This window comes from Paenibacillus sp. YYML68, from assembly GCF_027923405.1.
Classification (GTDB): Bacteria; Bacillota; Bacilli; order Paenibacillales; family NBRC-103111; genus Paenibacillus_G.
Map to the genome: position 1 here is coordinate 786,808 of NZ_BQYI01000001.1, position 13,536 is coordinate 800,343.

The following is a 13,536-nucleotide window of genomic DNA, read 5'->3' on the forward strand; positions in this document are numbered from 1 at the left end:
CCAAGTGTGGCTCTCAGAGTGTTACCAGAATAAGCCCCATGCCGCGCTGGCGAACAAACAAACACCCGAAGCGGCGTTTCGGAGCGATCCGGCAGCGCTGCAGTTCGTAAATCCTGAGCACCTCGCGGCCAGCTTCCTTCACGCGGAACAGCGGAAAGTGGATAAGGCCGGCTGTATCAGCTTTCAAGGCAAGAAGTATGAAGTTGGGCTGTTGTTCATTGGGCAAACGGTTCAAGTCGTCTATGACCCGGCAGATATTACAGAAGTGACGATTGAATACGAGGGATGTACGCCATGGAAAGCACGGGAGCTCATCCTTGGAGAAAGGGCTGGCAAGCGGCCGGCCCTTCCGGAGCATTTGCAGAAGCAGCCAGCAACGGAATCCCGCTTGCTCCGAGGTGCCGAGCGGAAGCATGACGAACGTACACAAATCCAAACGCCGGCCGTCTCCTACCGCATGCTGAGGAAGGAGGCTGGCAAGGATGTTTGAATCCTTCTACGACATGACCCGTACACCATTTGCTCGGGATATTCCCGTGACAGAGCTTTATCCGGCGAGTGCTATGGAAGAGCTGCTGGACCGGTTGCAATACGCTGCTGAGCGCCAATTATTCGCCGTCATCAGCGGCGACTGCGGGACAGGCAAGACGACGACCGTCCGCCGGTTTGCCGCCATGCTGGATGCCGCGAAGTATAGGCTGCTGTACCTGTCGGACTCCAAGCTAACGCCGCGCCACTTCTACAAAGGGCTGCTCGAACAACTCGGATGCGAGTCGAAGTTCTACTGAGGCGATGCGAAGCGTCAGTTGCATCGCGAAGTGGAACTCATGCGCGGCATTCATCGACTGGAACCGGTTGTCGTCGTAGATGAAGCCCATCTGCTCGATCGGGAGATGCTGGAGGAAGTGCGCTTCCTGCTCAACTGCAAGATGGATGCGCAAAGCCCTATGGCACTGATTCTCGTCGGGCAGAGCGAGCTATGGGACAAGCTTCGTCTTCAATCCTATGCAGCGATTCGTCAGCGGATTGACCTTCAGTGCAAGCTGCCCTATTTCGACCGTTCTCAAGTCGGTGAATATCTGAAGCGTCAGTTTGCGTATGCCGGCACCAATCATGAGATATTCTCTGATGAGGCGGTAAATGAAGTTTACCGATTCTCGGGCGGATCGGCCAGACTCATCAACAAGTTGAGCACTCATTGCCTCATCTACGGAGCCCAGATCAAGCGCCGCATCATTGACGATCATATGGTGAAGCACGTGATTCAGGGTGAATTGTCATGAACGAGCCTTGGAACCAGATGACGTACGATCGGGACGCGAATAGTTGGTTTGTCCTGCTAGGAGAGAAAGCTTATCCTGTTTATTGCGGTGAATGTTTTGAAATTCGCATTGGAGATCGTGGCATTCCCTGTCGACTCGAGCTTGACCGATATTGGTACGTGATCATGAGAGAAACGCGATTTAACTTGAGTAATAAGGAAGTTTACCATATTCGATTCGTTTAACAGAAATGGGAAAGCCGAAATTTCTTGGCTTTCCCATTTATCGAATCTCTATAGACATGATTACGATCAGACCTCGGACAACTAACGCCATCATTTTCTGGACAGTATGGATCAGCAGTAACATTATTGGGAAGAGAAAGGACTGAAGCTCTTTTCTACTACTCACTAATTTTCATCTGTTTTCAAGCTCTGTGTGCGGATTCGTATGTACGATCGCGTGAGGATGGGGCTGTTCTCGATTATTTGTATAATACGTAGCGATACTGAATCGAGAAATCAGGTCATACTGCACCCAGTAGAGGAGGATTTGACGAGCGATATTAGCGGGGGGGGGGAGGGAATCTATGAGTCCACACTTGGTGTAGCTCAGTTGTAGTAGCAAGTCAAAATGAATTATTAAGACTAAATATCAATTGGTTAGGAGAATATATTAACATTGCCATTCGTTCGGAGGTGAATGCATTGTGAAGTATTTTCCTTCTTTATTTTCTGACGAGTTATTGTACAGTGTTTTCTCTAGGTACCATAGAGATTCGGGAAATGAGAATCATAAACTGACGATGGAAGAATTATTTGGGGATACAAATGTATGTGCATCATTACTGTTTGGATCCCATCTGACATCTCTCTGCGATCGAATGCCAATTGAAAGTCTAATCAGTCCGGAAAGATTGATAAATAGCCATACCTTTCTCCCGTACTATAGTTTTTTTATACCAGAAGAAAGAAATGTTGAAATGAATAGGCTAATGATGTCAGAGAACGGGTCGTCGATTTATATGCAACTCGGTATACCTGCCTCGACTGTTAAAATGCAGCAAGGGTTAAAGTATTGCCCGGTTTGTGTAATTCACGATCGTGGGATATGCGGCGAAGCATATTGGCATAGGACGCATCAGGCAGAAGGGGTAATTGTATGTCATAAACACGATAGTCTACTTATAAGTACAAATGTGACACACCACAGACAACGAAATAAACACGAGTTTATTTCGTTGGAAAGCACATTAAAAAACGAGGGCATACAGGATAAACAAGAAACTTTGAAGTCCATTGATATCCTTAGGTTTGTAGCGGAACAGACAAATACGTTGTTAAGCAAAATTTGGAGACCGATTGGTTTGCATAAATTAAATCAATTTTATGTATCAAAGTTACAGCTCAAGGGTCTAGCTAACTATTCGGGGAGAATTAACTGGACTGAGCTAATCCCTGCCTTTAACCGATTTTTTGGAAAAGAGATGCTGGAAGAACTTCAGAGTTACATTGAGCCTTCAACAGAATCAACATGGCTACATAAATTACTCAGGAAACCACGCGTAACCTGTCATCCCTTAAGACATCTACTGGTACTCTGCTTTTTAGGTGAGACTGTTGAAAGCATGGTTAATCAATTAACTCATGATAAGATAATCTATGAACCTTTTGGAGTGGGGCCATGGCCGTGCCTAAACAAAGCAGCAAGCCATTTTAGAAGTTTGGAGATAACATCATGTAAGATAACAAGAGATTCAAAAACAGGATTACCAGTAGGCACATTCTCCTGTTCTTGTGGGTTTGTTTATTCTCGAAAAGGTCCGGATCAATCCAATGCTGATCAGTATAAAATCGGTCGAATTAAAGAGTTTGGAGAGGTATGGAGTGCGAAGTTGTCTATCTTATCTCAACTCAATTTTTCGCGTAGAGAAATGGCGAGAAGGCTTGGCTGTGACACGATGACAATAGTTAATAAACTATCTAATACTTCAATTAACCAAACAGTCGCGTCACCAGATGTTGAACAAGACAGTGAGCGATATAAAGAAGAATGGAAGAGGTTGTTGAGTAATAACGACAAGTTGTCAGTAACCGAGCTCCGCAGACTGAATCGGGCAGCATACGCTTGGCTTTACAGACATGAAAAAAAATGGTTGCAGGAGCATTCACCTTCTAAGAGTAAGATTACTTTAAGTCGCAAGCGAGTTAATTGGGAAGAAAGAGATCAACAAACTGCTAAAGAAATCCTAACAGCAGCAAATGAAATATTGAACGAACAATCTGATAAGCTTATTAGGGTAACAAAAACAGAGCTAGGACGCAGGATCAGTATGCCACAACTAATATTCAAAATGTTACACAAGCTACCAGAAACAGCTAGAAGATTAGAAATGGTGATGGAAAGCGTAGAAGATTTTCAAAGAAGACGAATCAAATTGAAGGCAGAAGAGTTGAAGGGCACAAACATGGTGTTAAAACATTGGAAATTAATTAGGTCATCGGGTCTGAGAGATACATTTATTGAAAGTCATCGTGAAGTAATTGATGACTTAACTATTAAATAAGCATAATCAGAATTTACAGAATGGAACAGGCGAATTCTGAGAAAGGCGATTAGTCTTGACTCATATTGGATTCCGCTTTGTTTCTTTTTTTATACTCTGAGGGGTACAAAGGCTATGCAGAGTATCTGCATTGATATTAGTGTGATTATCCAGCTCCCAAAACGGATATACATTTAAAGATTAAGTTAATATCGCTTGGAAGAATAATGTGTTAAGCCTAGATGGGGGATAACTTTATGAACAGTTATTGTGAAGCTTGTCGTGAGTTTGTCCAATATATCGAAAAAAGGGTATTAAGATATAAAAAGATCAGGGGTAAGAGGATAGTGTATTTGGCTAAAGAAGCATACTGTACTGAATCCAACAATCAAATACATGTAGGGAGCATACGGGATTTTAATTTGTATGAATTAGCAAAAAGCATTTGAAAGACAACAATTAAATTAAACAAAAGATTTACCGTAAACAGTCTAGGAGTGGAAGGTGTCTTCAAATCATGTCAAATAATCGAGAAGAAAAAAACGTGTCACTTTTAAGTGATTCCGAGAAATTCACTAGCGTTGCATTAATGTTCTCAGAATCATCATAATATTCACTCTAATTGTTCCGCAGACATGAAAAAATCCTTTACAATGGAATGGCAGGTAGTACCTGTCCATAATCCACTGAAAAGGATCAGCCATGGACAAGGATACCCTATTTTCTTCATTTGGTAAATGGATTTCTCCAATTTGTGCGAAGACGTTCACAGATCGTGTTCGTGAAATGGAACAAGATAAATATGTGAAGAAGCTTACAACATTGTCGTACCTTAAATTGTTCTTGCATGCGCAAATTCAGCAGCGAGACGGGCTTCGTGAAATAGCTGCCGATGTGCTTTGTGAAAACTTTCAAAGGGAACTCGGAATCCAATCAATCTCCGCCTCCCAGTTAAGCCGGAAGCATAATCAAGTCGACTCTTCCTTGCTGGAACAAGTATTCCAGTCGCTGGTGCAGCACATTCGCCGAAGCGAAGCTCCTCCTTCCCTGCGAAAAGATTTTAAGATCATCGACTCTACGACCATCGGACTTTGCCTGCAGAAATACAAATGGGCTGAGTTTCGGAAAACGAAAGCTGGAATCAAGCTACACTTTCGCCTGGCGTATATGGATGATGAAACTGCTGTTCCCGAGAAGGTCAAGATGACACCCGCCAAGCAGAGTGATCGCAGTCAGTTGGATGACGTGGTTGATGAAGTGGGTTGCACCTACGTGTTTGATCGCGGCTATATCGACTACGCCAAGTTTGACGACTACTGCGACCGTGGCATTTTCTTTGTGACTCGGACGAAAAAGAATACCGCCATCCGTCAGATTGAGTCGTTTAAACTGCCAGCTGATGCTCGTGTGAAATCGGATGAAATGGTGTACATCGGAACACCGCAGAAGCGAATGGAAAACGTCTTGCGATTGATCCAAACGGAAGATACCGAAGGCAATCCGATTACCATTCTCACGAACCGCTTCGACTTAGAGGCGGATGAAATCGGACAAATCTACCGGGAACGCTGGGCGATTGAAACATTCTTCAAATGGATGAAGCAGCACGTACGCATCAAGACATTTTATGGAACCAGTGAGCAAGCCGTTATGAATCAGGTGTGGATGGCACTCATCGCCTTTTGTCTGCTCGTGCTGGTGAAGATGGAAACGGGCACCAAACACAGTCTGCTGGATCTATACCGGTGGCTAAAGGTCTTGCTATGGAATTCAGCAGAAATCTGGATGGAACGTATTCATTACAAACCCAGTCGAACATCTGCAGGTAGGCGAAAGAGAGTTTAGTGCAATTGACAAAACATTGATCATATTACATATAATTACCAAATGGACAGGTTACCTTTATATGGGGGTCGACCTTTTGGCTGATTGACCCAGAATAAATGACTGAATTTTTTGTTATTAGTGATGATGAGTTTTATGCAACGCTAGTGCGAGAAATTAAATATCCTAGTCAAACTGCTCAGCAAACATGTTAATGAGATCCAGCGAACCGAAGATGGAAGTTTAGGTTATTACCTTGAATCAGTTTGTGTTTTTATGAAGACACAAGATACCATTAACCAGCAGGCTGCATGCTCTAATGCCAACTTGTTTTTGAGTAATCTTATCCTTGAACAGCAAGAAAAAATTACAAATAAGCGAACGATAGGGGCATTAATTTCTGCTTACGATCAAATAGGAGTTCTCGATGCGCTAGAGGTAACTGCACTTGTCGAGCAATTTGAGAGTCAGTTGAATGAAATTTCGCTTACAGATGCGGAAAACATCTATAGAGAAAGATGGGAACAGCCTGGTCTCTATAAAAAAGTCGTAAGTGGGAAGGTTGATCGTAAAAGACCCTCTTTTCTTAGGGATCGGGAATATTAGAGCAATAGAAGGAGGACAGATAACCGGCCGCAATAGAAAATCCATCTATAACTTAGGAAAACCGTTGACGAGGTGTCAACGGTTTTTAATGTTTTTTAAACAAGCGAAATACACTAGAGCTTTTTTTCCCTCTCTCAGATAGCTTTTGATATTCCTCAAGTGTCTCCAGTCCTTCGTAAGGTTAATTTATGATCACCATCCACCCCAATATGAAGTATGACTTACATTCATTTCATGCTCTCACTTAATCGTCTCTTTAATTTCATTCATGCATCAAGATTATAATATCGATAAACGGATAATAATGATAGTAAATCTTAAGCCGAGGTGATTAAGTGCAAAGATATGAAAAGAAATGCGCGAGAGTAACCAAAAGAGGCATTATGGTAAACCGCTTAGTCTATACATGTAGCTTGGCAATCAGAGCGGGTTGGTTTGAAACTGCTGCGCTTAAAGGACCCTGGCGAATTGTTGTATATCGAGATCCAGAGACCGTTGACACAGTCCTTATTCCGCAAGGTAACAAATTAGTTACATGTCGGTGTATCGGATTTAGAGCTAATGAGCCTCGGGATAATAAAACATGTTATAAAAACATGCATGGGGTTAAAAGGAAAATGAAGGCCTTAAAAACTAAAACAGCGAGCCGTCCGAAGAAAAATCATCAGTAAGTTCTTTTTTTATTAGATTTTCAGCATCATGTGCCACCTCGTGTGTCCTACTCATTACAGTTGAAATTAGTAGAACTAGGAAAGTCTTATCTTTGTTAGTGAGAATTATATTATCCACAGTTAATTCAATACCCGAATCAATAAGTTTCAGTAAGTCCCATGTATTCTCTTGCACAAATGAGTAGTTTACGTGCGGAAACAAGAAAGATTGTCCAAACGGATCCTTGTAATAAGGTTCAGGAATATCGGTTATGCCGATCAGGTAATCAGCTGAGACGGAGAAGGCATTTGCAATAAGAGCGATCTGTTTATGATCAGGGTTTGCCACACCTCGTTCCCAGTTTGACATCACATGTTTTGAAGTACCTACTTTTTGAGCAAGGAAATCCTGAGTCCAATTCCTCTTTATTCGTTGTGTTCTAATTTTTTCTCCAAGTTGAGACATGTTAATGACCTCCAGCACCCATCACAAATTTCTATAAGGATACCACAGTTGAAACTTTTTTGACAACGGCATTGACAGGTTGAAGATTTTTTGTGTATGATTTGGTAAATGATTATTTAATGTTTTTTGAATCGTGTTGAATAATATTTAACCGAAAGAGGGTGAAGTCTTTGGCTAAGTCTAGAACAAGAACTACTGCAGCATCTATAGCAAGAAGAATTAAAGAGGGTAGAGGTGCAGGCCACTTTGCAGCATATAAACCATGGCTCACAATTCACGATGTTCCATCCACTGGAATTGTGACGAGGATATTAGGGTGGAAAAGTGGCCGGCTACATCATTATCTATCCGAGCACTTTGAACTTGCACACCATTATCAGATGGAATGGTCCGAGGAGGTGATCGATATTCGGGAGCAGTTTCCGCTTCTGCCGCTGGAGAAGACATTATTTATCGCTCAGAGACTAGGCATACGCCATCCAATTGACCCCAAGACCAAGCATCCGATTGTTATGACAGCGGATATGGTTCTTACGGTTAAGAAAGGCGATGATGTAGGCTTTATCGCTCACTCGATCAAACCTATTGGCAAGTTAAACAGAAGAACAATAGAGAAAATGCAGATTGAGAAGCAATTCTTCAAAGAGATTGGTATTGAGTGGTCTTTAATTACGGAGCAGCAGATTAACTATGATTTAGTTAAGAATGTTGAGTGGCTGCATTCGGCCAAGTTTCTGAATTCTTTAAGTCAAATTAATAAAGAACTTGTAAATGAAATGCAATTCAGTCTCTATAACGCCATTAGTCAAAGCAATAAACCATTAGCGAACCTAACCCTAGCCCTGGATGAAGAATATTCATTGTCAAAGGGAACCTCCATACAAATTGTAAAACATTTAATTGCAAATCGTTATTGGATTATCGACATGAAGGAACGGATTAAATCGACTTTGTACCCATTGATTATTAAAGAAAATAACTTTCCGATTGGAGGAATATAGCTATGGGGCTATTTGTAAATAACATATTGAGGCGAGATACCCCAGAGGGGGAAATTCTAGAATGTGACAGAATTCTCTGGATCGATCGTGCGAAGGATGTTGTAGTTACAATCTCTATTATTGATGCGAACGGATTGCCCCAATACAGAATATTGTCGGAATTACTTAATGAACTATATAAGTTGAACTAAAGTTTTAGGAAAGAATGGTAAGGAAATAACGATCTCTGTGTCGAATGAGTAAGGAAACTTATTCGGACAGGTAGGGATACAGATGGAACAGCAGCATTCGTTAGAGGAAGTCACAAGGGCTATGAAGCAAGAGAAAGAACGTCGTATATATGAACGCTATCAAGCGGTGTACCTACATTTCAAGGGTAAGTCTGTCAAGGACATCTCTGAGACTCTGAATCGCAGTAAGGAAACTGTCAACCACTATATTCAGGCCTATAACACGGGTGGTCTCAAGGCGCTGCAAATGAAGTATTCGACTGGAGCTCCTACTCGATTGACGAAAGAGCAACAAGAACAATTAAAGCAAACCATCGTTCAATCTGTTCCCCATGATGTAGGCTTCTCAGCTCGATATAACTGGACACTCGAGATCATTGCTTCGTATATTGAACGGGAATTCGGTCATCGTTACTCCCTAAGAGGTGTGTCCAAGATGATGCACCGTCAAGGACTAAGCTATACGAAGCCAACGTACACTCTGGAGGCTGCCAACCCTGAGAAGCAACGACAGTTTACAGAGACAACATTTCCTGATTTAAAAAAAGATTGATGAATGACGAAATCGCGCATCTGCTTTTTGAAGATGAATCGATGATAAGAGACTATCAGGCAATCCAGAAAACCTGGTTTCTTCGCGGTAAGCAGCGCATCATCCAGACGACGGGGAAACATCGCGGCGTGAAGCTGCTCGCCACGGTCGACTATGGGACCGGACAGATCGTATGGCAGGAAGATGAGCAATATACGGCTGAGACTTTTTTAAAGTTTCTTCAAAAAGTGATGCTCGCGTACCCGACTGGTAAAGTTGTCATTGTACTGGATAACGCCCGAATCCATCATGCGAAGCTGCTCCAACCGTTTCTGAATGAACTGGAAGGGAGACTTGAATTGGTATTTTTACCACCTTACAGTCCGCAATTAAACATTGTTGAAGGACTCTGGAAATGGCTTAAGTCTAGCGTAATCAACAATGTGTTTTATCACAGCGTTGCTGAAATACGAAAAAACGTTGGATTGTTCATGAGCGAGATTTTGAAAGACACTTGCTCGATCATTGACAGGCTATGTGTCAAGTTCTGACATCCGATTTCTTTAGTTCAATTTATATAGATGAAGATAGAATTTCAAAGGTGGCGATTGATCCGTATGCCAAGTTCATGATTTCAGATGAAAAGCTGACAACTAAAGAAATAGAAATAAGAGATCATGCTTGGTCTACTATAAGTGGCATCGTTGACTTAGAGCCCAATATATATGACAAGAAGGAACGCTATCAAATCATTAAAAAATTGTGTGATGAAAAAAAGAAGGGAAAGAAGTTCATTTATAAATACCTACGCTACTACTGGATGGGGGGGAAGATGGTTAATGCGTTACTTCCTCGATTTCGAAAATGCGGAGGGCCAAATAAGAAAAAAAATCCTACGGCGAAGATGGGGAGAAAGAGGATTACTACAATAGTTGACCCTGGGATGAATGGCGTATTAGTGGATGAGGATACAAGAAAAAAATTTGATGAGTACATAAGAACTGTTTACCTGAAGACCAATAAAAGGAATTCGGTCAAACATACATATATAGAGATGTTAAAGGGAGCGTATAAAATCGACGTCAAAATTGAGCGAGGGGTAGAAGTGCCCATTATTCCTCCTGATCATAATGTCCCTAGCATAGCTCAATTACGGTACCATATTCGAACACGCTATACAAAAAAGAAAAGAATAGTATCTCGGGAAGGTAAGTCAACATTTGACCGGGATTTCAGACCACTACTTGGATCGGAAACAAGAAAGGCAAACGGGCCCGGGCAAATCTTCGAGATTGATGCCACTGTAGCCGATGTCTATCTAGTGAGTATGGATGATCCGAATCAGATCATCGGGCGACCGGTGGTTTACATTGTAGTGGATGTTTGGAGTCATATGGTTGTAGGGTTATATGTTGGTTTCGAGGGGCCCTCTTGGCAAGGGATCATGATGGCGATTGAAAACACCAGTATGAACAAGGTGGAGTTTTGTGCTCAGTATGATCTTCCAATCGGCGAGGATGAGTGGCCGTGTCATCATATGCCGGATCACTTTTTTGCAGATAGAGGAGAGATGGAGAGTAAAAACGCTGACTCGTTAGGTAAGGCTCTGGGAATTAAACTGAAGAACGCGCCACCGTACAGAGCAGATCTTAAGGGCATTGTTGAGCAACAGTTCAGGACTTTGAACGTGACCTTACAACCATGGATGCCCGGAGCAGTGAGGAAGGAATACTCCAAACGTGGTGGGCCGGAATATGTATTGGATGCGAAACTGACATTACAAGACTTTACAAAAATGATGATAGAACTAATTCTAGCTCGAAATAACTTTCTCTATATGGAGCACTATCCATTAGATAAAGCTTTATCCAGAGATCAGGTCAAACCAATACCAAGGGAGTTATGGGATTGGGGAATTGCGCGTGACCACTTCTTGAAAGAAATTCATCCTGATATTGTTCGGTTAAATGTTCTGCCAGAGACCGAAGTAACTGCAAGCTCTGAAGGCATTTATTGTGAAGGGATGTTCTATGGATGTGAAGAATTGGCCAACCAAGGTTGGTTTGTCCAAGGGAAATCGATTCGAACAGTTATAGCTTATGATAGACGCTGTATGAACTATGTCTACGTAAAGGTTGAGGATGGACGCGAGTTTATTAAGTGTAAATTGCTAGAGAAGTCTTCTCGCTTCGCGAACCTCAGTTTGGAGGAAGTAAAAATGAAACGATTTGAGGAGAAGTTGCAGAAGAGCTTATATACTTCGACGCTGAGACAAGCGGAAGTCAGTTTGAGCGCAAAGCTAGAAAACATCAAAACAAAAGCGGAAGCAAGGGCGAATGAGCATCGTGATGCTTCGTTAAGCAAATCTGAAAGGAAATCCAATATAAAAGCAAATCAGAGAGTGGAGAGAGATAAGCTAAGGAAAACACAAAGTTTTGAGCTGAATAGATCCGAGGGAAGCGATCTTCCGAATGAGAATGAAGAGCTAGAACATGAAGAAGCATTTGACAAATATCAACTTAAATCTAAATTGGATTTCTTATCTAAGCTAAGGGGGAATGATCATGGTTAAAAAAGCGAGTGCAGAAATCGTTTATCACTATACGCCAAGTTTAATTGGAAGGCAGGTGAAGGCGCAGTATTTGCCTCAGGTAATAGGTGATTACAAGGAAAATCCGTTTATTGAAGCTTTACCTCCGATTTTTGAGGAGGAGTATGTCGCAGCTCATGTTAGGAGATACCCCGACTATAATGAGGAACAACGGAAGCTTGGGAAACAGATCAGGCTGCACCTCGTTCAACAAATCAGTGATTACGTAGAGGTGTTGCCATCTCAACTATTGGTGGAGCAAAGAATCTCTAGATTAATTAGGCATGGGTATAAAGCAAGAAACCCGTTTTTTCCTGAATACGTGAGGCAATACCATGTTGGTTTTAAGGAGATTTTAGAAGCGGGAGTAGGGGATGATGGAAGGAATATAGCGGGCGTTCGGTCTACTGCAGCTGGTTTTGCAATCATTGGGGTGAGTGGACAAGGGAAGACCACGGCAATTGAAAGCTCTTTGCTGTTATATCCACAAGTTATTCACCATTCCAATTATAACGAGCAACCGTTTGTTCGTAAGCAGCTAGTTTGGCTAAAGCTAAACTGTCCGCATGACGGGTCGATCAAGGGCTTGTGTTTGAATTTCTTTCAGGCGGTGGATTCAATTCTCGGTACGGACTATTTTAGGAAGTTTGTATCAAATAAATCATCAGTTGATGTCTTAATTCCAATGATGGCACATGTCTCGACCCTGCATGGGCTAGGGGTTCTTGTCATCGACGAAATTCAAAATCTAAGCTCTATGAAGAGCGGAGGAGCCGAACCTGTATTAAACTTTTTTACTCAGTTGATCAATACAATTGGAGTTCCTGTGATTCCTATTGGTACATTCAAAGCGATGAAGCTTCTTTCTGGATCTTTCAGCCAAGCGCGTAGAAGTACAGGACAAGGTGATATGATTATTGATCGCCTAACTGATGGAGATGAATGGGATTATTTCATTCAAGGGCTTTGGAAATATCAATGGACGGCGACTCCGACGAAGTTGAGTGAGGCCATAAAAAAAACGTTGTATGAATTATCTCAAGGAATCGTAGATATTGCCGTAAAATTATATATGCTTTCTCAATGGGAAGTGATAATGCAAGAAGATGAGAGAGAGCGAATTACGGTAGGTGTCTTGAAGGAAGTAGCGGATAGGCATATGCGGCTCGTTCAACCTCTGTTAAAGGCACTTAAGAGAAACGACCCTTCAGCGAAAATGCTTGTAGATGATCTTCGGCCTACGTGGGATACGCTTGATGAGTTCCTTCAAATGGCAACAGAAAAGGTTGGTTTACAAGGGGAAGTTCGCAAGATGGTGAAGAGGGATGAAAAGGCGGAGATGGATCACCAGAGATATCTAGAATTGGTGAAGACAGCATTGGACTTTGGGGCCGCTGCAAATTTTGCAGAAACTATCGCTGAACGAGTTCTACATCGGAATGAGAATGAAATGAGTATTGTCGCGCTAAGAAGAGTAGTTCTTGAGGAATTAGAGTTGCATACAGCTGCATCAGACATTGTAAATCCTCAATCTGATTCCAAGTCAAATGGTAGTTCAAACTCTAGAGGCAAAAAAAACCTCAAAAAGGAAAGACCTGTCCTGGAAGTAGATGACCTCAGAAACGCGGCTAAAGATAGCCGTGTTAAAGGAGAGGAGCTTTACGAAAAAATGGTTGAGCAGGGGGATGTTGTTCCGACGGAAGAGGATCTATCGAGGTTGATTATTTGAGGGAATAGACATTCTTGAAAAGGGAAACTAATAATAGAATTCCATGGAGGGATTGTTATACTGTTAGATTCCCTTTTCTGTGGAGTAGTTAATGGAAGCAG

At 42.1% G+C, this 13,536-nt stretch carries 10 protein-coding genes and 2 pseudogenes; 11 read left to right on the forward strand and 1 reads right to left on the reverse strand.

Annotation, left to right across the window (positions count from 1 at the left end; genetic code table 11):
* The first annotated feature begins 4 nt into the window (after positions 1 to 4).
* From PAE68_RS03630 to PAE68_RS03660, 7 genes and pseudogenes are all read left to right on the forward strand, one after another.
* A complete protein-coding gene (locus tag PAE68_RS03630; protein ID WP_281884153.1) occupies positions 5 to 490 on the forward strand; it encodes a Mu transposase C-terminal domain-containing protein in 486 nt (161 codons plus the stop codon).
* Positions 483 to 1,283: pseudogene (locus PAE68_RS22750) on the forward strand (ExeA family protein). Before PAE68_RS03630 ends, PAE68_RS22750 begins: the two are co-directional and overlap by 8 nt.
* 17 nt (positions 1,284 to 1,300) lie before the next feature.
* Positions 1,301 to 1,507, forward strand: coding sequence for a DUF5348 domain-containing protein (locus PAE68_RS03645; RefSeq protein WP_281890888.1), 207 nt, complete (start codon positions 1,301 to 1,303; stop codon positions 1,505 to 1,507).
* 464 nt (positions 1,508 to 1,971) lie between these two features.
* A pseudogene (locus tag PAE68_RS22755) lies at positions 1,972 to 2,436 on the forward strand (TniQ family protein); the annotation flags it as partial.
* Positions 2,437 to 2,502: 66 nt separating this feature from the next.
* Positions 2,503 to 3,828 (forward strand): TnsD family Tn7-like transposition protein, encoded by a 1,326-nt coding sequence (locus PAE68_RS03650; protein WP_281884160.1) that lies wholly within the window; start codon positions 2,503 to 2,505, stop codon positions 3,826 to 3,828.
* 681 nt (positions 3,829 to 4,509) lie between these two features.
* A complete protein-coding gene (locus PAE68_RS03655) occupies positions 4,510 to 5,652 on the forward strand; it encodes an IS4 family transposase (RefSeq protein ID WP_281884162.1) in 1,143 nt (380 codons plus the stop codon).
* Between the two features lie 255 nt (positions 5,653 to 5,907).
* Positions 5,908 to 6,237 carry a hypothetical protein gene (locus PAE68_RS03660; RefSeq protein WP_281884164.1) on the forward strand — a complete coding sequence of 110 codons (330 nt, stop codon included), beginning with the start codon at positions 5,908 to 5,910 and terminating at the stop codon, positions 6,235 to 6,237.
* Positions 6,238 to 6,870: 633 nt separating this feature from the next.
* Here PAE68_RS03660 and PAE68_RS03665 read toward each other — a convergent pair.
* Complete coding sequence (locus tag PAE68_RS03665) at positions 6,871 to 7,353, reverse strand: helix-turn-helix domain-containing protein (protein WP_281884166.1); 483 nt, start codon at positions 7,351 to 7,353, stop codon at positions 6,871 to 6,873.
* A 170-nt stretch (positions 7,354 to 7,523) separates the two neighbouring features.
* On the opposite strand from PAE68_RS03665, the gene PAE68_RS03670 reads away from it, so the two are divergent.
* From PAE68_RS03670 to PAE68_RS03685, 4 genes are all read left to right on the forward strand, one after another.
* Positions 7,524 to 8,354 (forward strand): TnsA endonuclease C-terminal domain-containing protein, encoded by an 831-nt coding sequence (locus PAE68_RS03670; protein WP_281884169.1) that lies wholly within the window; start codon positions 7,524 to 7,526, stop codon positions 8,352 to 8,354.
* 267 nt (positions 8,355 to 8,621) lie between these two features.
* Positions 8,622 to 9,667, forward strand: a protein-coding gene (locus tag PAE68_RS03675) for an IS630 family transposase (RefSeq protein ID WP_397379333.1) whose coding sequence is annotated in 2 segments (ribosomal slippage) — positions 8,622 to 9,131 and positions 9,134 to 9,667 — 1,044 coding nt in all. Because the reading frame shifts where the segments join, the coding sequence is not laid out codon by codon here.
* A 50-nt stretch (positions 9,668 to 9,717) separates the two neighbouring features.
* Positions 9,718 to 11,688 (forward strand): Mu transposase C-terminal domain-containing protein, encoded by a 1,971-nt coding sequence (locus PAE68_RS03680; RefSeq protein WP_281884171.1) that lies wholly within the window; start codon positions 9,718 to 9,720, stop codon positions 11,686 to 11,688.
* Positions 11,681 to 13,435, forward strand: a complete 1,755-nt coding sequence (locus tag PAE68_RS03685) for an ATP-binding protein (RefSeq protein ID WP_281884173.1) — start codon at positions 11,681 to 11,683, stop codon at positions 13,433 to 13,435. The genes PAE68_RS03680 and PAE68_RS03685 overlap by 8 nt, the downstream gene beginning before the upstream one ends.
* The last annotated feature ends 101 nt before the right edge of the window (positions 13,436 to 13,536 follow it).

Coding starts and splice junctions, on each gene's coding strand:
- PAE68_RS03655 (WP_281884162.1), top strand. CDS start 4,510: ATGGACAAGGATACCCTATTTTCTTCATTTGGTAAATGGATTTCTCCA.
- PAE68_RS03660 (WP_281884164.1), top strand. CDS start 5,908: ATGAAGACACAAGATACCATTAACCAGCAGGCTGCATGCTCTAATGCC.
- PAE68_RS03645 (WP_281890888.1), top strand. CDS start 1,301: ATGACGTACGATCGGGACGCGAATAGTTGGTTTGTCCTGCTAGGAGAG.
- PAE68_RS03665 (WP_281884166.1), bottom strand. CDS start 7,353: ATGTCTCAACTTGGAGAAAAAATTAGAACACAACGAATAAAGAGGAAT.
- PAE68_RS03685 (WP_281884173.1), top strand. CDS start 11,681: ATGGTTAAAAAAGCGAGTGCAGAAATCGTTTATCACTATACGCCAAGT.